The 24,453-nt window shown below is 40.9% G+C and carries 26 protein-coding genes; all 26 read left to right on the top strand.

Going from position 1 to position 24,453, the window contains the following annotated elements; translation table 11 throughout:
- Nucleotides 1–117: 117 nt before the first annotated feature.
- The 26 genes from sucC to HNQ41_RS00995 all read left to right on the top strand — a co-directional run bounded on the left by sucC (nt 118) and on the right by HNQ41_RS00995 (nt 24,448).
- Nucleotides 118–1,278 (top strand): ADP-forming succinate--CoA ligase subunit beta, encoded by a 1,161-nt coding sequence (gene sucC / locus HNQ41_RS01120; RefSeq protein WP_184662568.1) that lies wholly within the window; start codon nt 118–120, stop codon nt 1,276–1,278.
- 16 nt (nt 1,279–1,294) lie between these two features.
- Entirely contained in the window at nt 1,295–2,203 is a 909-nt protein-coding gene (gene sucD / locus HNQ41_RS01115) for a succinate--CoA ligase subunit alpha (RefSeq protein WP_184662567.1), read from the top strand.
- 130 nt (nt 2,204–2,333) lie between these two features.
- Nucleotides 2,334–3,212 (top strand): DNA-processing protein DprA, encoded by an 879-nt coding sequence (gene dprA, locus HNQ41_RS01110; RefSeq protein WP_184662566.1) that lies wholly within the window; start codon nt 2,334–2,336, stop codon nt 3,210–3,212.
- A gap of 548 nt (nt 3,213–3,760) precedes the next feature.
- A complete protein-coding gene (topA, locus tag HNQ41_RS01105) occupies nt 3,761–5,833 on the top strand; it encodes a type I DNA topoisomerase (RefSeq protein ID WP_184662565.1) in 2,073 nt (690 codons plus the stop codon).
- A 200-nt stretch (nt 5,834–6,033) separates the two neighbouring features.
- Nucleotides 6,034–6,933 carry a tyrosine recombinase XerC gene (xerC, locus tag HNQ41_RS01100; RefSeq protein WP_425506935.1) on the top strand — a complete coding sequence of 300 codons (900 nt, stop codon included), beginning with the start codon at nt 6,034–6,036 and terminating at the stop codon, nt 6,931–6,933.
- 36 nt (nt 6,934–6,969) lie between these two features.
- On the top strand, nt 6,970–7,518 hold the full coding sequence (hslV, locus tag HNQ41_RS01095) for an ATP-dependent protease subunit HslV (RefSeq protein WP_184662564.1): 549 nt from the start codon (nt 6,970–6,972) through the stop codon (nt 7,516–7,518).
- Nucleotides 7,519–7,557: 39 nt separating this feature from the next.
- Nucleotides 7,558–8,955: an ATP-dependent protease ATPase subunit HslU gene (gene hslU, locus HNQ41_RS01090; protein WP_184662563.1), complete on the top strand. Its 1,398-nt coding sequence runs from the start codon at nt 7,558–7,560 to the stop codon at nt 8,953–8,955.
- Nucleotides 8,956–8,970: 15 nt separating this feature from the next.
- Nucleotides 8,971–9,750 carry a GTP-sensing pleiotropic transcriptional regulator CodY gene (codY, locus tag HNQ41_RS01085; RefSeq protein WP_184662562.1) on the top strand — a complete coding sequence of 260 codons (780 nt, stop codon included), beginning with the start codon at nt 8,971–8,973 and terminating at the stop codon, nt 9,748–9,750.
- 410 nt (nt 9,751–10,160) lie between these two features.
- Complete coding sequence (gene flgB, locus HNQ41_RS01080; RefSeq protein WP_184662561.1) at nt 10,161–10,562, top strand: flagellar basal body rod protein FlgB; 402 nt, start codon at nt 10,161–10,163, stop codon at nt 10,560–10,562.
- Nucleotides 10,563–10,567: 5 nt separating this feature from the next.
- Nucleotides 10,568–11,023, top strand: a complete 456-nt coding sequence (gene flgC / locus HNQ41_RS01075) for a flagellar basal body rod protein FlgC (protein ID WP_184662560.1) — start codon at nt 10,568–10,570, stop codon at nt 11,021–11,023.
- Nucleotides 11,024–11,042: 19 nt separating this feature from the next.
- Complete coding sequence (fliE, locus tag HNQ41_RS01070; RefSeq protein WP_184662559.1) at nt 11,043–11,363, top strand: flagellar hook-basal body complex protein FliE; 321 nt, start codon at nt 11,043–11,045, stop codon at nt 11,361–11,363.
- Nucleotides 11,364–11,517: 154 nt separating this feature from the next.
- The gene (fliF, locus tag HNQ41_RS01065) at nt 11,518–13,116 is read left to right on the top strand and encodes a flagellar basal-body MS-ring/collar protein FliF (protein WP_184662558.1); all 1,599 of its coding nucleotides are present in this window, start codon (nt 11,518–11,520) and stop codon (nt 13,114–13,116) included.
- An 18-nt stretch (nt 13,117–13,134) separates the two neighbouring features.
- A complete protein-coding gene (gene fliG / locus HNQ41_RS01060; RefSeq protein ID WP_184662557.1) occupies nt 13,135–14,145 on the top strand; it encodes a flagellar motor switch protein FliG in 1,011 nt (336 codons plus the stop codon).
- Entirely contained in the window at nt 14,138–14,974 is an 837-nt protein-coding gene (gene fliH, locus HNQ41_RS01055) for a flagellar assembly protein FliH (protein ID WP_184662556.1), read from the top strand. Before fliG ends, fliH begins: the two co-directional genes overlap by 8 nt.
- Complete coding sequence (gene fliI / locus HNQ41_RS01050; protein WP_184662555.1) at nt 14,949–16,265, top strand: flagellar protein export ATPase FliI; 1,317 nt, start codon at nt 14,949–14,951, stop codon at nt 16,263–16,265. Before fliH ends, fliI begins: the two co-directional genes overlap by 26 nt.
- A 2-nt stretch (nt 16,266–16,267) precedes the next feature.
- Nucleotides 16,268–16,705, top strand: a complete 438-nt coding sequence (gene fliJ / locus HNQ41_RS01045; RefSeq protein WP_184662554.1) for a flagellar export protein FliJ — start codon at nt 16,268–16,270, stop codon at nt 16,703–16,705.
- Between the two features lie 10 nt (nt 16,706–16,715).
- Nucleotides 16,716–17,294 carry a magnesium transporter MgtE N-terminal domain-containing protein gene (locus HNQ41_RS01040; RefSeq protein WP_184662553.1) on the top strand — a complete coding sequence of 193 codons (579 nt, stop codon included), beginning with the start codon at nt 16,716–16,718 and terminating at the stop codon, nt 17,292–17,294.
- 33 nt (nt 17,295–17,327) lie between these two features.
- A complete protein-coding gene (locus HNQ41_RS01035) occupies nt 17,328–18,644 on the top strand; it encodes a flagellar hook-length control protein FliK (protein WP_184662552.1) in 1,317 nt (438 codons plus the stop codon).
- A gap of 12 nt (nt 18,645–18,656) precedes the next feature.
- On the top strand, nt 18,657–19,184 hold the full coding sequence (locus tag HNQ41_RS01030; protein ID WP_246421445.1) for a flagellar hook capping FlgD N-terminal domain-containing protein: 528 nt from the start codon (nt 18,657–18,659) through the stop codon (nt 19,182–19,184).
- 24 nt (nt 19,185–19,208) lie between these two features.
- Entirely contained in the window at nt 19,209–19,595 is a 387-nt protein-coding gene (locus HNQ41_RS01025; protein WP_184662551.1) for a TIGR02530 family flagellar biosynthesis protein, read from the top strand.
- An 84-nt stretch (nt 19,596–19,679) separates the two neighbouring features.
- On the top strand, nt 19,680–21,050 hold the full coding sequence (locus HNQ41_RS01020) for a flagellar hook protein FlgE (protein ID WP_184662550.1): 1,371 nt from the start codon (nt 19,680–19,682) through the stop codon (nt 21,048–21,050).
- A 96-nt stretch (nt 21,051–21,146) separates the two neighbouring features.
- Entirely contained in the window at nt 21,147–21,386 is a 240-nt protein-coding gene (locus HNQ41_RS01015; protein WP_184662549.1) for a flagellar FlbD family protein, read from the top strand.
- Entirely contained in the window at nt 21,379–21,813 is a 435-nt protein-coding gene (gene fliL / locus HNQ41_RS01010; protein ID WP_184662548.1) for a flagellar basal body-associated protein FliL, read from the top strand. Before HNQ41_RS01015 ends, fliL begins: the two co-directional genes overlap by 8 nt.
- Nucleotides 21,814–21,856: 43 nt before the next feature.
- A complete protein-coding gene (gene fliM, locus HNQ41_RS01005) occupies nt 21,857–22,849 on the top strand; it encodes a flagellar motor switch protein FliM (protein WP_184662547.1) in 993 nt (330 codons plus the stop codon).
- Nucleotides 22,842–24,035, top strand: a complete 1,194-nt coding sequence (fliY, locus tag HNQ41_RS01000; RefSeq protein ID WP_184662546.1) for a flagellar motor switch phosphatase FliY — start codon at nt 22,842–22,844, stop codon at nt 24,033–24,035. The genes fliM and fliY overlap by 8 nt, the downstream gene beginning before the upstream one ends.
- Nucleotides 24,036–24,085: 50 nt before the next feature.
- Complete coding sequence (locus HNQ41_RS00995; protein WP_184662545.1) at nt 24,086–24,448, top strand: response regulator; 363 nt, start codon at nt 24,086–24,088, stop codon at nt 24,446–24,448.
- Nucleotides 24,449–24,453: the final 5 nt, after the last annotated feature.

Genomic DNA, 24,453 nt, shown 5'->3' with positions numbered 1-24,453 from the left:
TTTGAATTTTGTTTATAATGGAGGAATTGTCCTTCTTGTGTAGAATGTAATTGAAAGTAAGACTGTTATAGTTTTAACAGCAAACTATCCACGTACATCAAGATTGGAGGCAAGTTTATGAATATCCATGAGTATCAAGGGAAAGAAATTCTCCGTTCTTATGGCGTTGCTGTGCCAAACGGAAAAGTGGCGTTTTCTGTCGAAGAAGCTGTTGAAGCGGCAGAACAATTGAATTCAAATGTTTCCGTTGTTAAAGCTCAAATTCATGCTGGAGGGCGCGGCAAAGCTGGTGGCGTAAAAGTTGCCAAAACAAAAGATGAAGTGCGTACATATGCTGATGAAATTCTCGGTAAAACGCTTGTAACACACCAGACAGGACCTGAAGGAAAAGAAGTGAAACGCCTTCTTATTGAAGAAGGGTGCGATATTAAACAAGAATATTACATCGGTCTCGTTGTTGATCGTGCGACTTCGAGTGTTGTTATGATGGCATCTGAAGAGGGTGGAACAGAGATCGAAGAGGTGGCTGAAAAAACGCCAGAAAAGATCTTTCAAGAGGTGATTGACCCAATTGTAGGTTTAATGCCTTACCAAGCACGACGTTTGGCTTTTAATATCAATATTCCAAATGACCTCATTAAAGAATCTGTGAAATTTATGCTTGGTCTATATCAAGTATTCATTGAAAAAGATTGCTCAATTGCAGAAATAAACCCCCTTGTTACAACAGGGGATGGACGGGTAATGGCGTTGGATGCAAAATTAAATTTTGACTCTAATGCGCTGTATCGTCAAAAAGAAGTATATGAATATCGTGATTTAGATGAAGAAGATGAAAAAGAGATTGAAGCATCTAAATATGACCTTAGTTATATCTCTTTAGATGGAAACATCGGCTGCATGGTAAATGGTGCAGGTCTAGCTATGGCAACGATGGATATCATTAAATATTACGATGGAGAGCCAGCTAACTTCCTTGATGTAGGAGGTGGCGCATCAGCCGAAAAAGTCACTGAAGCTTTTAAAATCATTCTTTCCGATACGAACGTTCAAGGCATTTACGTGAATATATTCGGTGGCATTATGAAGTGTGATGTGATTGCTGATGGAATCATTGCTGCAACGAAAGAAGCAGGCTTAAAGATTCCACTCGTTGTAAGACTAGAAGGTACCAATGTTGAACGAGGAAAGCAAATGTTGGAACAATCAGGATTGAATATTACTGCAGCTGATTCGATGGCTGACGGTGCGGAAAAAATCGTATCACAAGTAAAATAGAAAGGCGGGGGCAACGATGAGTATCCTTATCGATAAAAATACAAAAGTAATCGTCCAAGGGATTACCGGCTCAACAGGCTGGTTTCATACAGAACAGTCGAGAGCATATGGGACGAATATCGTCGGAGGTGTGACACCAGGAAAAGGGGGTACAGACATCGAGGGTATCCCGGTTTTTGATACTGTCAGTGAGGCTGTCGAAAAGACGGGTGCAAATGCATCTGTGATCTATGTTCCACCAGCTTTTGCAGCTGATGCTATTATGGAAGCGACAGATGCAGGTGTCGATATCGTGATTACGATTACAGAAGGTATTCCAGTTGTTGATATGATCAAGGTCAAGCGTTTTATGGAAGGGAAAACGACACGACTAATTGGGCCTAACTGCCCAGGTGTCATTACACCAGAAGAATGCAAAATTGGTATTATGCCAGGTTATATTCATAAACGCGGGCATGTTGGTGTTGTGTCTCGTTCAGGTACGTTAACTTATGAAGCTGTTGGTCAATTATCTAATGAAGGAATTGGTCAATCAACGGCTGTAGGTATCGGCGGGGACCCGGTGAATGGCACGAGTTTTATCGATGTCTTAAAATTGTTTAATGACGACCCAGATACCCATGCGGTGATGATGATCGGTGAAATTGGCGGAACAGCTGAGGAAGAAGCGGCAGAATGGATAAAAGAAAACATGACAAAGCCTGTTGCTGGATTTATCGGTGGGCAAACTGCACCACCAGGTAAGAGAATGGGTCATGCAGGTGCAATTATTTCTGGTGGAAAAGGAACAGCAAAAGAAAAAATTTCAAGTCTCGAGGCAGCTGGTGTAAAGGTAGCGGATACACCAGCAGTGATGGGTGAGACGCTGATTTCAGCATTAAAAGAGAAAGGGATTTATGACAAATGTGTGACTCATGAAGTATAATGGTTTTTATCCCAATTTTACTCAAGCATTTCTGAAGCACATAGGGAAGTCGGTACGTTTTTTTTCGTGCCGACTTCTAATAATGAGAACGTTACCGAAAATTCAATGAAGATGGATTGGAGGATGAAAAATGAATGAATTTGAGAAGCGGCTTCTTCATTTACATACCTGTTGTGATGGTCGCTCAAAACTTGTGTCGCAAATTGTCGTGAATGACCCGGATTTATCGGACCTGTATCATTTTTCTATTACTGACTTTCAACGCGTAACAACATCGACTTTTCGTACATTAAACGTTTTATATGACCGATTGCAGAGAAGTTCTATTGATTCCTTATTAGCTCACTTTAGTCATCAACATATCGTCCCTCTTATATTTTCTCACCGAGATTATCCCCCTTTGTTAAAAGAAATTTACGATCCTCCATTTGTCATATACGTTAAAGGAAATATAACATATTTACATGAATCAAAGAGTTTAGCTGTGGTAGGTACTCGTGACCCATCTGAGCGCTCATATCGTTTATTAAGTCAGCTTATTCCCCCTCTATGTAAAGAAGGTATTATGGTTGTCAGCGGTCTTGCATTAGGCGTAGATGGATACGCTCACCAACTAACATTGCAGAACGGAGGGAGGACGATCGCTGTCCTGGGTGCAGGTTTTGACCACATTTACCCGAAACAACATCGCTCACTAAGTCAAGGAATTGCCCAAAATCATCTTCTCCTCAGTGAATATCCTCCACACACACCGCCAGCGAAATGGCGCTTTCCCGAACGAAATCGAATCATAAGTGGACTAACGAAAGCAACATTTGTCGTCGAAGCAAAAAAGCGTAGTGGCTCATTAATAACAGCATATACGGCTTTAGAACAAGGGAGAGATGTCTATAGTTTACCAGGACCGATCGATGACCCTCGAACGGAAGGGTGTCACCGCTTAATTCAAGAAGGAGCATTATGTATTCATGATGCTAATGATATAGTTAATGAATTCGTTTTGAAGTAAGAATGAATTTCATAATAGATTAAAGATCATCTCCGAACATGGATGGTGATTTTCACTGCAGGCGGACGCTTTCCCGAGGGCTTGTCTTCAGCTAACTTATGCTCGGCCAGGCCTTGCATAAGTGGATCTTCAGACTGCGCTCTATCCTCTGGGAGTCGCCGCCTTTCGTTTCAATCACTCGTTGCCAAAACGAACGTTAACTTTCGTGATAACTGATTACATTCGTGATGTTTGTTAAACCCCTTCATTATGAAATTGGATCGTAAGATAACTCAATTAGAAAGTTTTCTAAAAGATTATTACTTTGCAATACAAACGAACTATTCCAAGTACGATACAAATGATATAGTACGCTATACGAAAACAGCGGTAAGAAAAAATTGAAATCATTTTTTAGTGGTGCTAAAAGGCGGATAAACGATGTTTTACCAAAATAAAATAGAACCATTTCCACAATTTTACCGTTTTGATGTTTGACAAACCGTAAAAGAGTGGTTAATAATAGGGAAGATTTCATTTTACCTCTAAAAGGGGGAGGAAAACAGAAAATGTCCGATTACTTAGTGATCGTTGAATCTCCCGCAAAAGCGAAGACGATAGGGAAATACTTAGGAAAGAAATATGCCGTAAAGGCTTCTATGGGACACGTGATAGATTTACCGAAAAGTCAAACAGGTGTCGATGTTGAAAACAACTACAAACCAAAGTACATTACGATTCGCGGTAAGGGTCCTGTTCTTAAAGAGTTAAAGACGGCGGCAAAAAAAGCAAAAAAAGTGTATCTCGCAGCCGACCCCGATCGTGAAGGGGAAGCCATAGCTTGGCACCTTGCACATAGTCTAAACATTGAAGAAGACGCAGATTGTCGTGTTGTCTTTAACGAGATTACTAAAGATGCGATTAAGGACGCTTTTAAAACACCACGTAAGATCGATATGAATCTCGTTGACGCACAGCAAGCACGTCGTGTTCTTGATCGTCTTGTTGGTTATAACATCAGTCCTTTGCTTTGGAAAAAAGTAAAGAAAGGGCTAAGTGCTGGACGAGTCCAATCGGTCGCTGTGAAAATGATTATTGATCGAGAGAAAGAAATACAAAACTTTGTTCCTGAAGAATATTGGTCAATTGAAGCTGCCTTAAATAAAGGGAAAGATACGTTTTCTGCAAAGTTCCATAGTCTCGATGGAAAGAAAAAAGATTTGAAGTCGAAGGAAGATGTAGACGACATTCTTTCACGAATCGATGGTAAACAGCTGACAGTAAAACAAGTGAAAAAACGGGAACGTAAGCGTAATCCTGTTCAACCATTTACGACATCATCTTTACAGCAGGAAGCAGCGCGTAAACTAAACTTTCGTGCGAAGAAAACGATGATGGTCGCTCAACAATTATATGAAGGTATCGACCTCGGGAAAGAAGGTACAGTCGGTCTCATTACGTATATGAGAACAGACTCAACACGTATATCAGATACCGCCAAAAAAGATGCGAAAGAATACATTGAAACCCATTTTGGATCAGAGTATACGAAAAAAGGCGAACGTAAAAAACAGCAAAGTTCGAATGCACAAGATGCGCACGAAGCTGTGCGTCCGACTGCAGTCTTAAAAGATCCAAAGTCGGTTAAGCAGTATCTATCGAGAGACCAGTATCGCCTTTATAAATTGATATGGGAGCGAATGGTCGCTAGTGAAATGGCGCCAGCGATCATGGATACGATGGCTGTCGACTTAGAAAATGGTGGCGTCATGTTTCGAGCGAACGGTTCAAAACTGAAATTTCCTGGTTTTATGAAAGTATACACCGAAGGAAATGATGACGGGAAGAAGGAAGAAGATCGACTCCTCCCTGAGATGGAAGAAGGAGAAGACATTTCTTATGAGAAAATTGAACCGAGTCAACATTTTACGCAACCACCACCTCGTTATACAGAAGCTCGGCTTGTAAAGACGATGGAGGAGCTAGGAATTGGCCGACCATCTACGTTTGCGCCGACGTTGGATACGATTCAGCGTAGGAACTATGTTTCATTAGATAATAAGCGTTTTGTCCCAACAGAATTAGGGGAAATTGTTTTGCAACTTATTGAGGAATTCTTCCCTGAAATTCTCGATGTGGAGTTCACGGCGAAGATGGAAAATGACTTAGATTCGGTAGAAGACGGTCAACAGCGTTGGGTTCAGATTATCGATGAATTTTATCAAGATTTTGAACAACGACTAAAGATAGCGGAAGAAGAAATGGAAGAAGTCGAAATCCGTGATGAGCCGGCTGGAGAAGATTGCGAAAAATGCGGGCATGAAATGGTTTATAAAATGGGACGCTATGGCAAGTTTATGGCATGCTCAAATTTCCCGGAATGCCGCAATACAAAAGCGATCGTTAAAGAGATTGGTGTCGATTGTCCAAGTTGTGATGACGGACAAATTGTTGAAAGAAAAAGTAAAAAGAATCGGATCTTTTATGGTTGTGATCAATATCCAAATTGCGAATTTGTTTCGTGGGATAAACCGATCGCAAGAAAGTGTCCGAAATGTGAGCATATGCTAGTTGAGAAGAAAACGAAGAAGGCTGTTCATGTTCAATGTACAGAATGTGATTATAAAGAAGAAGCAAACTAAACAAGGGCTTCAACTTTTAGGGTATGACACAAAAGTGTCGTACCCTTCTAAAGTGTTTATGGAATCGAATTTGAAGTTTTTTTGGTAGAGTACTGGAAATGATTCAGAATTTTGTGAAAAAAATGTAAAGTTCATTGATGGGGCTACTAAATTGTGATAAAATTTAGTAGCTCTAGATGTTAAGAGAAAAGGTGCTGATCGTGGGGATGAACTCAGAATTAGAACTGTTTACTCGATACTTGCAAATTGAAAAGCATGCTTCCTCACATACAATCGAAAATTATCAAAAAGATATTAAACAGCTTCTTCATTTCATGACTGAACACGGTCTTGAACGTTACTCTGCCGTGACTTATACGTTCGTTCGCCAATATTTAACCTATCTCCATAAACAAGGTTATGCCAAAAAATCAATTGCTCGTAAATTGTCATCACTTCGTACATTATATGAATTTTTATTGCGAGAAAAATATGTAGAAGAAAATGCATTTGCGTTAGCTGCCTCACCTAAAACAGGGTCACACCTTCCAGATTTCCTTTATGAAGAAGAGTTGAAACCGTTATTCACCTCTATTGACACATCAACTCCTCTTGGGCAAAGGAACTTGGCTCTTCTCGAAATTTTATATGCGACTGGGATCCGTGTTACAGAGTGTGTAACGTTGTCGGTTCGTGATTTGGACCCAGCCCTAGCAACTTTGTATGTTCAAGGGAAAGGTAGAAAAGAGCGTTACGTCCCGGTTGGTGGTTTTGCGGTTGAAGCTGTGCTCAATTACATGAATGAATCGCGTCCTCGTTTATTAGATAAAGCAAAAAACGAAACAGAAGCGCTGTTTTTAAATTATCGTGGTGGCCCTTTAACTGATCGGGGAGTCCGCTTAATATTAAAAAAGCTTGTCGATGATGCAGCGCTTTCTTCTCGGATGAGTCCGCATGTGATTCGACACACATTTGCTACGCATTTGTTAAATGAAGGGGCAGACCTTCGAGCAGTTCAGGAATTGCTAGGTCATAGTCACTTATCATCGACACAAATTTATACACATGTAACAAAGGAACATTTAAAAAACGTGTATACATCAGCACATCCGCGTGCATGATGTTGATGTTCTTTATGAAAGAAAGGGAGGATGACCATGAGTAATTCTTCATTTCACGCGACGACGATCTTTGCTGTCCAACACAATGGAGAAGCAGCTATGGCTGGTGACGGCCAAGTTACGTTTGGAAATGCCGTTGTGATGAAACATACAGCAAAAAAAGTGCGTCGACTTTATAATGGAAATGTTGTCGCAGGGTTTGCAGGCTCAGTTGCTGATGCTTTTACGCTTTTTGAAAAATTTGAAGCAAAACTTGATGAATTTAGTGGTAATTTGCAACGAGCGGCAGTGGAACTTGCGAAAGAGTGGCGAAGTGATAAGGTGCTTCGACGCCTTGAAGCGATGCTTATTGTCATGGATCGTGAGCAATTATATTTAATTGCCGGAACAGGTGAAGTGATTGAACCAGATGACGGGATTCTAGCGATTGGTTCAGGAGGGAATTATGCACTAGCAGCAGGACGTGCGCTGAAAAAATCCTCTTCACATTTAAGTGCCAAAGAGATTGCAGAAACATCGCTTCAAACTGCAGCGGATATTTGTGTTTATACAAATGATCAAATTATCGTCGAGAATCTTTCCTAATAGACAAAAGTTTGCATGAAAAATGAGGAGGGAAACAAGATGAGTGAAGCATTTACTCCGAAACAAATAGTCGAGAAACTGGATCAATATATCATCGGTCAAAATAAAGCCAAAAGATCTGTTGCTGTTGCACTTAGAAACCGCTATCGACGTAGTCAGTTAAATGATAAAATGCGCGATGAGATTACACCGAAAAATATTTTAATGATTGGGCCGACAGGTGTCGGTAAAACCGAAGTTGCCCGCAGACTCGCAAAACTAGTTGGCGCACCGTTTATTAAAGTGGAGGCAACGAAGTTTACAGAGGTTGGTTACGTCGGTCGTGATGTGGAATCAATGGTTCGAGATCTCGTTGAATCAGCTGTACGGATCGTAAAAGATCAAAAGATGTTAGACGTCAAAGATCGTGCAGAAGAAAACGCCAATCAACGAATCGTTGAACTACTTGTTCCTAAAAAACAAAAAGACTCGTCTTATAAAAACCCACTAGAGATGTTATTCGGAGGGCAAGCACAACAAGAATCGACGGATGAAGAGGATGATGAAGCATCGATTCGTGAACAAAGGCGTCGTACTGCTCATCAACTCGCACTCGGTGAACTGGAAGACCATTATGTCACGATAGAAGTCGAAGAACGTAATTCTTCCAATTTCATGGATATGTTTCAAGGTTCAGGTATGGAACAAATGGGGATGAATATGCAAGAAATGCTTGGCGGCATGATGCCTGGCAAAAAGAAAAAACGTCGCCTAACAGTACGAGAAGCCCGTAAAGTGTTAACGGAAGAAGAAGCAGGTCGATTGATCGATATGGATGAAGTCTCACAAGAAGCTGTGTCTAGAGCAGAAAACTTAGGGATGATCTTTATTGATGAGATTGATAAAGTCACAGGAAAAAGTGATCAGCAAAACGCGAATGTGTCTAGGGAAGGTGTACAACGAGATATTCTTCCGATCGTTGAAGGTTCAACAGTAATGACGAAGTACGGGTCTGTGAAAACGGACCACATGCTATTTGTTGCTGCGGGGGCATTCCACTTTTCGAAACCTTCTGACCTTATCCCGGAACTGCAAGGTCGTTTTCCGATTCGCGTTGAGTTAGGCAACTTAAATGTAGATGATTTTGTGAAGATCTTAGTTGAACCTGACAACGCATTAATCAAGCAATATCAAGCTTTATTGGAAACGGAAGGTATACGTGTTACTTTTTCTGACGAAGCTGTGTATAAGATTGCAACAATTGCGACAGAAGTCAACCAAGAAACAGAAAACATTGGTGCACGAAGATTGCACACGATTATGGAGCGTTTACTCGAAGACCTTTCATTTGAAGCATCAGAAATAACAATGGAAGAAATCACGATCACCCCTCAATACGTGGAAGAAAAACTCGATCAAATTGCTAAAAATCGTAACCTAAATCAGTACATATTATAGGTAGGAGGAAGAGAAATGAATTTACTTTCAAGAACGCGCAGAATTAATGAACTCTTACAGAAAAGTGCGGGTCAATCTGTTAACTTCAAAGATATGGCCGTAACTTTAAGAGATGTCATTGAAGCTAATGTGTTTATCGTAAGCCGACGTGGAAAACTTCTAGGCTACGCGATTAAACAAGAAATTGAAAATGAAAGAATTAAAAGCATGCTAGAGGAACGCCAATTTCCTGAAGAATATACGAGTGGGTTGTTCAAAATTGAAGAGACTTCCGCGAATCTAGATATTAACAGTGAATTTACAGCTTTCCCTGTAGAAAACAAAGAACTATTTGCTAACGGCTTGACAACTGTCGTTCCAATTGCAGGTGGAGGTCAACGTCTCGGGACGTTGATCCTAGCTAGATTGGACGAGTCATTCGATGATGATGACTTGCTTCTAGGTGAATACGGTGCGACAGTTGTAGGGATGGAAATCCTTCAGGAAAAAGCGGAAGAAATTGAGCAAGAAGCAAGAAGCAAAGCTGTTGTACAAATGGCGATTAGCTCACTTTCTTATAGTGAATTAGAAGCGGTTGAACACATTTTTGATGAGCTTGAAGGAAATGAAGGGCTCCTTGTTGCAAGTAAAGTTGCAGACCGTGTTGGTATTACTCGCTCAGTGATCGTCAATGCGCTCCGAAAATTAGAAAGTGCAGGTGTCATTGAATCCCGTTCATTAGGTATGAAAGGGACGTACATCAAAGTACTAAATGACAAATTTCTTGTAGAATTAGAAAAAATCAAGGAAGCATAAATGAATGAATGAATGAATGAATGTAAAGGCCTGTCGTTTTTCGACATGGTCTTTTTTTAATGGTAGAATAGAAAAAAATTGAATTTTTACATCTGTATGGAATTTATCCTAAAAAGTTTTAAGGGAAAACGCTGATAAGTCATGGTTGAATCTTTCTTTCTATGTTAATGTTTTAATAGAAAGTTTGTGTCGAAAAATGTCTCAGTGTGTTTTCGTATGGAAATTCATTGTGAAAATAGCAATGAGTCTTTACTCATGTTTGAAGCACCTTAAAGCCTTTAACTATCTGAAAAGGTGGGACTTTTTTATCGAACTCTAGTCAATTTTATTCACGAATAGACAAGGTAGAAAATCTTCTATAAAATACTACAAGTGGAGGTTCCAATCGACAAAATTGGAGGAAAAACGCCATGGATATTTTTGGGAATTCGACAAATCAATTGTTGGAAAATGCGCTAAAAGCAACGACTACAAGGCAAAAAACGATCGCACACAATATTGCGAACGTTGATACACCGAATTACAGTGCGAAAAAAACGGTTTTTAATCATGAATTAAACCAAGCAATGGATAATGAGCGTCTGCAAGCCCATCGAACCAACGAAGGTCACCTGTCTTTTGGAGGTATTCGTTCGGATGAACCACAAGTCGTAAAAAGGAACAATACGATGTATAACCACAACGGGAACAACGTCGATATTGATCATGAAATGACCGCGCTTTCGAAAAATCAAATTAATCATAATGCATTAGTGGATCAATTAAACGGTCGCTTTAATAAAATTCAGATTGCACTTGGACAAGGGAGGTAGTGAAGTTGTCGATTTTTAGTGGTTTAAACACCTCAGCATCCGGGTTAACGTCTCAACGGGCGAGAATGGATGTAGCATCATCAAACATAGCGAATGCAAACTCGACGCGAGCGGAATTTGTCGATGGGGAATGGCAACCATATCGAAGGAAAATGACAGTGTTGGAACCGAATCAACAATCGTCTTTCTCCTCTCACTTAGGGCGTGCGATGCAGACAACGGATTCGACTGGCCAAGGTGTAAAAGTAGGACAAATTGTCGATGATCCTACTCCGTTTAAGCAAGTTTATCAACCAGAACACCCTGATGCCAACGAGGATGGTTATGTAGCAATGCCAAACGTTGATCCATTAAAGGAAATGGTAGACTTAATGAGTGCATCAAGATCATACGAAGCGAGCGTGACAGCTGTTGATGCTCATAAAAATATTTTAATGAAGGCATTAGAAATAGGACGTTAACGTTTAAGGAGGTAGTGAAATGGAACCCTTAACAAACCATGCGGTACAGATGATGCGACCTCAGGCGTCAACACCAACAGCTGGGACGACACAGCAAAGGACCTCTACACATGAAGCGCAACAATCATTTAAGCAGATGTTAAGCGATTCGATTCGTGGTGTGAATGAATCACAAAAAACATCAGAAGTAGCTACACAACGAATGGCACGTGGTGACGACATTGACCTTCATGAAGTCATGATTGCAGGTCAAAAGGCTGATATTACATTAAGAACGGCAACGGAAATACGAGATAAAGCTGTAGAAGCATATCAAGAAGTCATGCGTATGCAAATTTAAGTTTGAGGCCCTTCTGTACATTTGGAGGGGGGTCTCAAATTTTCATGTCGTTGGAGAGTCATAGTAACCAAGGTTCATAATAAATGAAGTCTTAAATAAGACAAAAGAAATAAGACATTGAAATAGAGATGTTGCAGTGGGATTGGGAGGAAACATGAACGAAAAGCTTACGCAATATAAAGAGCGAACGTTATCATTTTGGCAATCGAGAACTGTCAAACAAAAAGGAATCATGGTTGGGTCAATTGTATTTATACTTATGCTTATCGCGCTTTTTGCTTTCTTTGGTTCTAGAACCCACTATGTCCCTCTCTACAACAACCTCACTGTTCAAGAAACGGGTGAGATTCAAGCGCAATTAGATTCAATGAATGTTTCGTCACAAGTAAGTGATGGTGGAACAACGATTAATGTCCCTGAATCACGCGTCGATGATTTGAAAGTTCAACTTGCAGCTGAAGGTGTTCCTGAGAGCGGAAGCATTGATTATTCTTCATTCGAAGAAAATATGGGATTCGGAACAACCGACAATGAATTTAATGTTTTAGAACGTGCGGCAATGCAAACAGAAATTGAAAATTTAATTCGTAATATCGAAGGTGTAGAAAATGCACAGGTGATGATTACCTTACCTGAAGAAAGCGTTTGGGTAGCTGAGGAAGGTGATGTCGCAACGGCTTCTGTATTGTTAAATTTACGGCAAGGTTACTCTTTGGACCAAGAAGAAGTGGCTGCATTATATCACCTTGTCTCAAAGAGTGTGCCGAATTTACCACCTGAAGAAGTGGCGATTATGGACCAAAACTTCCGAGACTATGCACTAGATGATCGTCAGTCAGGCTCAGGTATTAATTCACCCCTTGAGGCATATGACCAACAACGAGCGATTCAAAGAGACATCGAACGAGATATTCAAAGAGAAGTTCGGCAAATGCTCGGAACGATGATGGGACCTGATAAAGTTTTAGTGACTGTGTCAACAGATATGGATTTCACACAAGAAAATCGAGAAGAACATTTAGTTGAACCTGTTGATGAAGAAGAGATGGAAGGGATCGCGATCAGTGCCGAAAGGGTTACGGAAACCTATGAAGGAGATGACGCACCAGCAGAGGGAGGCGTTCCTGGTACTGGTGAAGATGACGTTCCGAACTTTCCTGCTGGCGCAGCAGGTGGTGGTGGCAACTATGAAATGCAAGAAGAACGAATTAATAATGAAGTGAATCGAATTTATCGTGAAATATCTGAAAGTCCTTATAAATTAAGAGATATAGGAATCCAAGTGATGGTTGAACCACCAGACCCAGAAGATCCTAACTCATTGCCACAAGAACGAATTGATGATATTGAAGAAATTCTTAACCAGATTGTTCGCACATCTTTACCACAAGATGTTGTTGACGATTGGGGAGATGCCGATGTTGGTGATCGTGTATTTGTCTCATCACAAGCGTTTATAGGGCAGCCAGAAATGCCTGAACCTGAAACAGGTATACCAGGATGGTATTACGTTGTGGGGGGACTTGTAGCACTCATTCTTCTTCTTTTAGTCTTGTTATTCCGACGTCGACCAAGGGAAGATAGTGAAGAACGAACTTCGTTCAGTGAAGAAGAAATGCCCGCCAATATTCCTGATATAAATGACGAGGAAATGACGGAGGAAAAAGCCCGTCGTGAGCAGCTCGAACGCTTAGCGAAGGAAAAACCAGAAGAATTTACAAAATTGATACGTTCCTGGTTATCAGACGATTAAAAAAGGAGGGAGACTGTCATGAAAAATAAGAAGGAGTTGACAGGGCGTCAAAAAGCGGCGGTTCTTTTAATCTCCCTCGGTCCAGATGTTTCAGCTCAAGTTTATAAACATTTAACTGAGGAAGAAATCGAAAAGTTAACGCTTGAGATAGCTGGTGTTCGTAAAGTGGACTCAGACATGAAAGAAGAAGTGCTTGACCAATTTCACCAAATGGCTAGAGCACAAGATTACATTTCTGAAGGTGGTATTTCTTACGCGAAAGATGTATTGCAGAAAGCGCTCGGAGAAAATGAGGCGATGGGCATTATTAATCGCCTCACTTCAACCTTGCAAGTGCGCCCCTTTGATTTCGCTCGTAAAACGGATCCAAATCAAATCTTAAATTTTATACAAAACGAACACCCACAAACGATTGCTCTTGTTTTATCCTACTTGGAATCGGAACAGTCCGGGCAAATTTTGTCGGAGTTGCCGCAAGAGCTACAGGCGGACATTGCAAAGCGGATTGCAACAATGGATTCCACATCACCGGAAATCATTAATGAAGTTGAAAACATCTTAGAACAAAAACTTTCAGCAACGATGACCAACGATCATACGCAAGCTGGAGGTATTGAAGCGGTTGTTGAAGTGTTAAATAGCGTTGACCGCAGTACTGAACGGACGATTTTAGACAGTCTTGAAATTCAAGATCCTGAACTAGCCGAAGAAATTAAGAAACGTATGTTTGTTTTCGAAGATATCGTAACGTTGGATAACCGTTCGATTCAGCGTGTTATCCGTGATATCGAAAACGAGGATTTACAGTTGTCGTTGAAAGTGGCTAGTGAAGAAGTACAAAAGGTCATTTTCGACAACATGTCACAACGTATGGCAGATACGTTTCGTGAGGAAATGGAATATATGGGACCTGTCCGTCTTCGTGACGTTGAAGAGGCACAAACGCGAATTGTTGCTACGATTCGTCGCCTAGAGGAAGCAGGTGAAATTGTCATCGCTCGTGGCGGAGGAGATGATATTATTGTCTAAATTCATCAAAGCTACAAATGTGAATCATATTGATACGGAACAAAAAAAGATAGCCATCCGCAATATCATGACAGAAAGAAAGCTTGAAGAAACCGCTGAAACAGACAATAGTGAAACGGGTCATGAAGAGAATGCATCATCATATGAAGGTGACCACAAGCCTGATGCCCAAGCAATTGTAGAAGAAGCAAAACAAGAAGCGGCACAAATCGTTGAACAAGCAAAACAAGAAGCTGAAGATTTGAAGAAGCAGTTAAAACAAGAAGAAAAAAAACAGAAAAAACTCGTTAAGCAAGAAAAGGAAACAGCACGTTCTGAAGGGTACGAGAAAGGTTATCAAGAAGGAGCTCAAGAAGCTAAACAGCAATGTCAAACCGAGATCGACCGCGCTCAACACGTTGTAAGCTCGGCAAAGCTTCACTATGAGGAACGTATTCAAGAGGCTGAACCAGTTATTTTAAACTTGGCGATGAAAGTAGCTGCACGAATAATATCAAGCACTTTCGACACAAACGAAAATGCATGGTTGGATCTTGTCAAACAAGCGATTGCAGAAGTGCGTGAACACCCAGACGTGAAAATTTACGTTCACCCCGACTGGTATGAACTTACTTTAAAACATCGCCAAGAACTACAAGCGATTGTGATGCACACTGATGAGCTCTATATTTACCCAGATATGAACCTTCCTCAAAATGGATGTATCATTGAATCACCTTTAGGGCAAGTTGATGTGTCGGTTGATAGTCAATTGAAAGAAATAAAATCACAATTAGCGGAAAAGTTAAAGGAGCGCACAGAAGATGGCAGTGGAAACGCTCATTCATGATGTGGATCAAATTAACCCTTATAAGCATTATGGAAAAGTAACGCAAGTTGTCGGTTTAATGATCGAGTCCAAGGGCCCACAAGCATCCGTTGGTGATTTGTGTTATATCCTCGTAGGAAAACAATCGCGCCGAAAAATTATGGTCGAAGTCGTCGGTTTTAAAGGGGAACATGTTCTTCTTATGCCATTTGACAATGTCGAGGAAATTGCACCAGGAAGTCTTGTAGAAGCAACACGTGCGGCGTTGCAAGTAAAAGTTGGGGCATCACTCATTGGTCGTGTCGTAGATGGTATCGGAAGACCCCTTGAAGGAGAGCAACCCCCGAATGGATTAACGCCGTTCCCAACGAACAACCGTCCACCAAACCCACTATCCAGGCCTAGAATAACGGAACCCTTAAGCTTAGGTGTACGCGCAATTGATAGTTTGTTTACAGTTGGTAAAGGCCAACGTGTCGGTATTTTTGCTGGTAGTGGTGTTGGAAAAAGTACAATGATGGCCATGATCGCAAAAAATTCAGAAGCCGATATTAATGTGATTGCTTTAATAGGTGAACGAGGCCGGGAAGTTCGTGATTTTATTGAGCGTGATTTAGGAGAAGAAGGGTTGAAGAATACGATCGTCGTTGTTGCCACCTCTGATCAACCTGCGCTCATGCGTATTAAGGGAGCTTTGACGGCAACGGCGATCGCTGAGTTTTTCCGTAACCAAGGACAAAATGTAAATTTAATGATGGATAGTGTGACTCGTGTTGCTATGGCACAACGGGAAGTTGGTCTTGCGGTTGGCGAACCACCAACGACGAAAGGTTATACCCCATCGGTTTTTTCAATACTCCCGCAATTACTAGAAAGAAGTGGCACGAACGGATCCGGTACAATCACAGCTTTTTATACAGTTCTTGTTGATGGTGATGATTTAAATGAACCGATTGCTGATGCAGTTCGGGGGATATTAGACGGTCACCTTGTTTTGGATCGTGAACTTGCAAACAAAGGTCAGTTCCCAGCGATTAATGTGTTGAATAGTGTTAGCCGTGTTATGAATGATGTTGTTTCAGATCAGCAGAAAAAAGCAGCTGATCGCCTTCGAAACCTTTTAGCAACCTATCACGATAATGAAGATTTGATTAACATCGGTGCTTATAAACGAGGGTCTAATAAAGAATTAGACAAGGCGATCAAGCTTCAGCCAAAGATCACTTCCTTTTTAAAGCAAGAAACGGATGAATCTGTCACATATGATGAATCCGTCACTCGCCTTATTAATGAGTTTACGAAAGGAGAGTAAGAATGACTTTCCAATTTTCGTTACAAAAAGTGCTTGAGTATAAAGAAAATGAGAAGCTAGAAGCGGAACAAAACTATCAAAACGCGATGGATTCTTTTGAAAACATCGCCACAGAACTTTACCATGTGCTAAAGCGGAAAGAAGAATTAGAAGAAAGTTATGAACAAAGGATAAAACAAGGGGTACCTATTGCAGATATTCAACAAATTCAAGACACGCTCAGCCATTTATATAAAAAAATCGACCATCTACAAAAACAAACGCAATCAGCGAGAGATTCGATGAATAAAGAGCATGAGATTCTTATCGACCGCTCCGTTGATGTGAAGAAATATGAAAAAATGAAACAAAGAAAATATGATCAGCACCGACGAGATATGTTGCATGAAGAAATGAAGCAATTAGATGAAATCTCAGTGCAACAGTTCATGTCAAAGTAAGGGTGAACGTATGGCTAAGAAAAAAAAGAAAGAACAACGTCATAGTAAGTGGCAATGGATCTTATTAGTGATCGTTATTCCAACTTTGTTTGCGATTATTCTCGCTTCTATCGTTTTAAGTTATATAGGTGTTGACGTCAATTCACAAGCAAGGGAAATCGCTGGAAATATACCGGTAGTCAACCAGTATGTTGAAACAGAAGAAGATGCGGAAGAAGCTGCATACGAAGAACGGATAGTTGAGTTGGAACAGGAAAACCAAACGTTAGAAAATGAAGTGAATCGACTATTAAATGAACAAAACGCCTATGAAGATGAAATTGCATCATTAGAAAATGATATTGAAGCGCTAGAGGACCAACTTGTATCTGAGGAAGAAGACGCTCTAGAAGCAGAGGAACGGATCGAAGGAGCGGTTGAAACCTTAAGTGAAATGTCAACCAATCGCGCCGCAGAAATTATTCAGGGTATGGATACAGGTGAGGCTGTATCATATTTGCGAGAAATGGAGCCAGGTACACGAGCGGATATCCTTGACCAATTAGAGTCTGATGTTGCATCTACTTTGATCTCGGCTTTAGCACAGTAAAAACTTTTAATCCTATGAAAGGAGGTGAAAAACATGCAAGGACTGATGGCAATGCCTAACGCTTTACCTTTACAAGGTGCAAATGCCTCTGGTGGTACAAGCTTGAAGGAAGGTTTAGCTGAGTTGGAAGGCGGTGAAGAATCAGCATTTGCATCACTGTTTACACAAGCGTTGCAAAATGGAAAAGGAGAATCGTTTTTAGCTAACCTAGAAATTGATGAACAAGCCGTTGCAGAAGCCTTACAAATGCTTGAAGGGGAACTCGATTTTGATGACAGCCTTTGGGAAGAACTAGATGTGTTATTCAGTGAGTTGTCCATGGAGGATGGATTTGCAGATTTAGCCTGGCTTGAATCAGATGGTGTTCAAAGTTTGTTAGAATCACTCCCAAGCGATCTTTCAGAAGAAGTGAAAGCTTGGTTTGCAAGTGAGGAAGCACTTGAAAACATTGCTTCAAGTGATATGTCAGAACATGCACAAATGATTGCAGCTCTGATCGCTGTCAATGAAACAACTTCTGGTGGGCAATTAGAAGGTGATAAAACGGCGCTTATGAGAAACATGGAGCAGTCGATACAAAGACTATTTCCAGGATATCAACACTCAGAAATGAAAGACGAGAAGAGTTCTCAAGCGATGATAAACCGTTTGAATGATCATATGAATGCACTACGTTCGCAAGGTGTTGCAACGAAGGAGGATTTCCAAAACCTCCTACAACAAAACGGTAACAGCGATCATATGCAAATGCTTAAAGATGTGTTTGCCAGGATGAATCTTGACCAAGAGCGCCCGACAGTCCCTTCTCAGAACACAGCAAATCCTGCTTTGTCTCTAGATAATATGAACCAGCCGATGGCAAGGGCTCAACAACTTGCGATCCACTTAGGTGATCAACAAGCGGAAAGACCGAACCAAGAGCAATTTATACGTCAATTTCAAGATATTTTAAGTAGAAGTCATCTACAATCATCAAATCAAGGAACGCAACAGTTATCAATTAAATTATATCCTGAGTCTCTCGGTCGCTTAGATGTGAACCTGACCCACCAGAATGGTGTACTTGTCGCGCAAATGATGACGACAACGGGGATGGCAAAAGAAATGATTGAATCGCAACTGAACCAATTGAGACAAGCTTTTCTCGCACAAAACATCCAAGTTGATAGAATTGAAGTTAACCAACAACAGGGGCAAACACACCTAAAAGACGCTACATCTGATGAACAAGGCAATCAGCAACAGCGGGAAGAATCGAAGCAAGATGATTCGCACCAAGAAGGTGATGATCAAGGTGAAACAGGGCGTTTCGCAGATTATTTAGAACATACGATTAACACAGAAGCGTAGGGAGGTTTGACTATGGATGTGCTAGGTGCAGCGCAAACACCGATGCAGCAACAGCAACAAGCGATGCTAGAGGAACAGCAGCGAAAACAAAAAGATCCTCTTTCTTTACAAGGTAAGCAAAACCAAGATTTAGTTCGCGACCCAGAAGAAGATGATATGGATCGTGATGCGTTTTTAAAGTTACTTATTACGCAATTGCAAAACCAAAACCCGTTAGATCCGATGGATGATACCGAGTTTGTATCACAAATGGCCAACTTTTCATCGCTCGAACAAATGACAAATATAAATGAAAACCTCGAATCATTTCTCGAACAGCAAAACCAAGAACAGTTCGTATCGCATAGTGATATGATCGGAAAGGAAATTTCTTGGCAAGCAGAAGTAGCAGATGGGAATGGTGAAACAACGACAGAGACAAGAACGGACATTGTTCAAGCTGTTAGTTTTAAAGATGGCGAAACAAAATTAGTTGTTTCAGCTAATGAAAAAGTATCAGCAGATGAAATTAAACAAGTGACTCTTCCGCATGAAGAGTAGTGGAAGATAACGGAGGTGAGGGCGATGGGCAATAAAATTATGCCGCATCACCTGCAACAGCCACTGCCAAAACCACCACCTAAGTCAAATCCGCAAACGGAAAAAAGTCATACGTCTTTTAAAGCAGTATTTGATCAACAGTTGCAAAATGAGACGTCTTTAAAGCTAAGTAAACATGCGGAAAAACGTCTTCAAGAGCGAAACATCGAACTTGGTGATAAGAAGTGGCAGCAGATTGAAGAAAAAGTCGCTGAAGCTAAACAAAAAGGTGTCAATGATTCACTCGTGATTACAGAACAAGCTGCGCTTGTCGTTAGTGCGAAAAATGACACGGTGATAACAGCGATGAATCGACAAGAAGCAAAAGATCAATTGTTTACGAACATCAACGGCACGATCGTCGTTGATTAAGAAACATACATGGCTGGACCGAAAGGAAGCCGAACGCTACTGAATGATGGACGTAGCGAATGAAAAAGAAAAGGAGTCGATCATATGTTACGAGCAATGTACTCTGGTATCGGAGGCATGAACAATTTCCAAGATAAATTGGACGTGATCGGAAATAACGTTTCTAACGCAAATACACATGGTTTTAAAAAGGACCGTACGACGTTTCAAGATTTAGTGAGCCAACAATTAGCAGGGGCGAGTACACCTCAAGATGACCGTGGAGGTACCAACCCGCAACAAATCGGTCTTGGTACAACAATGGCCTCAACAGATACGATTCATAACCAAGGATCAATGCAAACGACAGGCCGTGATTTGGATATGGCGATTAGTGGCGATGGATTTTTCGTTGTTAATGACGGCGAACAAGGGCTATACACAAGAGCCGGTAACTTTTATTTAGATGAAGAAGGGACACTCGTAAATAGTCAAGGTTTGCGCGTGCAAGGTTACGGTGCTGATGAGGGCGGAAATATAGAGATTGATGATGATAACCTAGGTGATCTCACGATTCAAGCAGGTGATGCGAGAAACCCTGTACCTACATCGAACTTTGATTTTGCTGGAAATCTAAGTACAGAAACAGAGGCAGAAGAATCTATCACAGTCCCTTATAGTGTGACAGATTCACAAGGGGAAGAGCATGAACTAGAAATTACATTCACACGAGCAACTGATGATGATGATGATGAAATCACCTCGAATGAATGGAATTTTGAAATTTCTTCACTGGGTAATTCTCAACTAAATGGTAATAGTTATAATGCAGATGATGATCAATCTGTGGAGGATTTAGATGATGAAGAAGATGATGACTTTTCTATCAGTGGTACACTAAACTTTAATCCAGATGGAACTTTAGATGAAATAGATGATGTTGAGAGTGGACAGGTAGAATTTGATGATGATGATGATAACTACGATGCCTTATTTTTAGATCCAAATAACGGAGCAGAAGTTATTGAAGTACCTATAGATGAAGAGATGTTTGCAAGTGTTACTCAAAATGCTAGTTCAACTACGGTTGACTTAAATAGTGTTGACGGTTCACAACAAAGTACCCTTGAAAGTTACAGTGTTTCGGAAGCAGGAGAAATTACAGGTGTTTATGCAAATGGAACAACACAGTTGTTAGGGCAAATTGCCATCGCCAACTTTAACAATCCTGGTGGTCTTTCAAAATCGGGAGAAAATACGTATGAAATCTCTAACAACTCAGGTGGAGCACAGATTGGAGCCCCTGGAACGGAAGGTCGCGGATCGCTAACTGGTGCAGCTCTTGAAATGTCCAATGTTGACTTATCTGAAGAACTTTCAGAAATGATCGTTGCCCAACGCGGTTTCCAATCAAACTCTCGTATGATTTCGGCATCTGATGAGATCTTACAAGAACTCGTTAACTTAGGAAGATAGTTTTTGAGCAACGTCGAGGGGTTGTTTAAAAATTGGCAAGAAACATTGTGTAAAGGAGGTAGGCTAGGGTATTAACCCCCCTAGCCTTTCATACCTATGATTGAACTGACTCGCTTAAACGGCCAAACATTCACATTAAATGCACTGTATATCGAACAAATTCAGTCATTTCCAGATACGACGCTCACATTGACCAATGGAAAGAAACTTGTCGTACGAGAAGAGGAAGAAGAAGTGTCGCAACGTTTGCTACAATTTTATCAACAGGTAGGTTTAGCGCCTATGATGATGCACAAAGGTTTACTTACAGATTCGGAGGGGTCGGAAGGTGTTTAATAACCGGTTAGTTAATATTATGTTCATCATCCTCATCGCACTCGCGTTAATCGGTGTTATGACGCTCGTATTGTATACGCAATTTTTTCAAGCCAGTCCAAGTGATGATGGTGAGCCAACTATCGATGAAATCTTGGATGTTTCGCTTGAGACAGAAGAAATTACGACGAACTTAGCAACCAATGAAATTTTACGTGCTCGCTTTATGATTCAACTAGATAGTGACGATGCCCGCGATGAGTTAGAAAAACGAGATTTTCAAATGGAAAACATTATTATATCCGAATTATCGGATATGAGAGGATCAGAAATACGAGGGTCTGAAGGGGTCAAGAACCTGGAAGATCGCCTACGAGATGAAATATCAAAAATATTACAAGAAGGCCAAGTCGTCGATGTATATATGCATGAGCGAGTGGTGCAGTAAATGATTAAGCTAGAGATGTTAGCAGTAAAGAGAGGTGAGGCTCATGACGGATGTATTATCGCAAGGTGAAATTGACGCCCTCCTATCAGCCTTGTCAACCGGAGAAATGGATGCCGAGGAATTAAAAAAAGAAGATGATGAACGGAAAATCCGTGTTTATGATTTCAAACGAGCGCTCCGCTTTTCAAAAGACCAAATCCGTAGTTTGACACGAATTCATGAAAATTTTGCGCGGTTATTAACAACGCATTTTTCCGCACAATTAAGGACATTCGTGCAAATTAGTGTAGCAAGTGTTGACCAGCTTCCGTACGATGAATTTATCCGTTCCGTTCCACAACAGACGATTTTAAATGTGTTTGAACCTTACCCACTTGAAGGACGCTTTGTCATGGAAGTGAACCCAAACATTGCTTATGCAATGCTCGACCGCCTTCTTGGTGGGCAAGGTGAAGCATTTAATAAAGTTGATAACTTAACTGAAATTGAGTCAAGGATTATGTCTCAACTATTTCAAAGAACGTTAGAAACATTTACTGAAGCGTGGAGCTCAATTGCTGAGTTTGATGTGGAAATGGATGACATGGAAGTGAACCCGCAATTTTTACAGCTCGTATCTCCAAACGAGACAGTTGTTGTCATCTCGCTTTCAACGACGATCGGAGAAACGTCTGGAATGATCAACCTATGTCTTCCCCACGTCGTAATTGAGCCGATTTTACCGAAATTGTCGGTTCACCTTTGGATGCAGACAAAGAAAAAAGAGCGTGAACCAGAAGAAATTAAAGCACTTGAGAAAAATGTCAAGACTGCGCCATTGGATATTAAGGTGGAATTAGGCAAATCAGAAATTACAATCGAAGAGTTCTTACAAATGTCGAAAGATGATATGATTGAATTAGATCAGCTTATTGAAGATCCACTGTTGGTTCGTGTCGGTGACCATCCAAAGTATTATGCGCAGCCAGGAAAATCGAAAAACCAATTGGCCGTGCAAATTACCGACGTGATTGAGGAGGTTGACGACGATGAATGATGATATGTTATCACAAGAGGAGATAAATGCCCTTTTACAGGGTATGGATACAGATGGTGGAGGTGAATCCGAGTCTGAGGAACTAGCAGTGGATAATTACTTGTCAACTATTGAGCAAGATGCGCTGGGGGAAATCGGAAATATTTCCTTCGGTAGTGCAGCGACTGCTTTATCAACGCTATTGAACCAAAAAGTGGATATTACTACGCCTCAAGTAGAAGTTGTAAAAAAATCAGAGTTAGACGATGAGTTCCCTCAACCGCACGTGGCCATCCATGTTGAATACAAAGATGGGTTTCAAGGCATGAATTTACTCGTCATTAAGCAATCAGATGCAGCGATTATCGCTGACCTCATGCTTGGCGGAGATGGTACAAACGCCGTTGAAGAATTAGGCGAAATGCATATTAGCGCCGTCCAAGAAGCGATGAATCAAATGATGGGTTCAGCATCGACATCGATGTCGACAGTCTTTAACGAACGTGTTGATATTTCGCCGCCAGGGGTGGATTTATTGGATGTGCAAGCAGATCAAGGTACGTCTAATCTTCCTGAAGAAGATGTGATGGCGAAAGTTTCTTTCGACCTCAAAGTAGGCAATTTAATTGACTCGAAGATTATGCAACTCGTATCTATTTCGTTTGCTAAAGAGATGGTCGATAAATTGATGAACCCAAGTAGTGGGGAAACGCCACAACCGGTAGATGAGTCAATGAAAAGCTCAGAAGTTAAACAGCAAGCAGCGCCAGCGGCGCAGCCAGCACAACAGGAAGCACAAAGACAACAAGCGCCTACTCAGCCATCTGTGAACGAACAACCAATGGCACAACGAGAACCGCAAAATTTTGGAGGGAATAGCCGAACAGCTGATGCTCAACCGGCAGCGTTTTCAAGTTTCGAGCCTCCGCAGTTAAATGAAACGGAGACACGAAATCTTGATATGTTAATGGATATTCCATTAGAGGTTACGGTTGAATTAGGAAGAACGAAAAAATCAATTCGGGAAATTCTCGAGCTAAGTCAAGGCTCAGTTATTGAACTGGATAAATTAGCTGGGGAGCCTGTTGATATTCTCGTGAACCAGAAGTTAATAGCAAAAGGCGAAGTGGTTGTTATTGACGAAAACTTTGGTGTCCGAGTGACAGACATCGCTAGTCCTAAGGATCGTATTAAAAATTTAAAATAAATGTGAAAATATGAAAAAAATGATGAAACAGTTCAAGGAGGTATTTTACTATGGCAACGAAAGTATTAATTGTAGATGATGCAGCTTTTATGAGAATGATGATTAAAGATATTTTAGAAAAGAATGGGTTTGAAGTTGTTGGTGAAGCAGCTGATGGTCAACAAGCTGTCGATATGTATAAAGAACAATCACCAGATTTAGTAACAATGGATATTACGATGCCTGAAAAAGACGGGATTGCCGCGTTAAAGGAAATACGTAGCCACGACCCGAATGCGAAAGTTCTTATGTGCTCAGCGATGGGACAACAAGCGATGGTTATCGATGCGATTCAAGCAGGAGCAAAAGATTTTATCGTAAAACCGTTCCAAGCTGATCGCGTATTAGAAGCGATTAACAAAACGCTTGGATAAAGCAG

Origin of the sequence: Texcoconibacillus texcoconensis (assembly GCF_014202575.1) — a bacterium.
In the GTDB taxonomy this organism is placed as follows: domain Bacteria; phylum Bacillota; class Bacilli; order Bacillales; family Salisediminibacteriaceae; genus Texcoconibacillus; species Texcoconibacillus texcoconensis.
The sequence above is the reverse complement of the archived record's forward strand: the minus strand, read 5'-3'. Positions and strand labels throughout refer to the sequence as shown.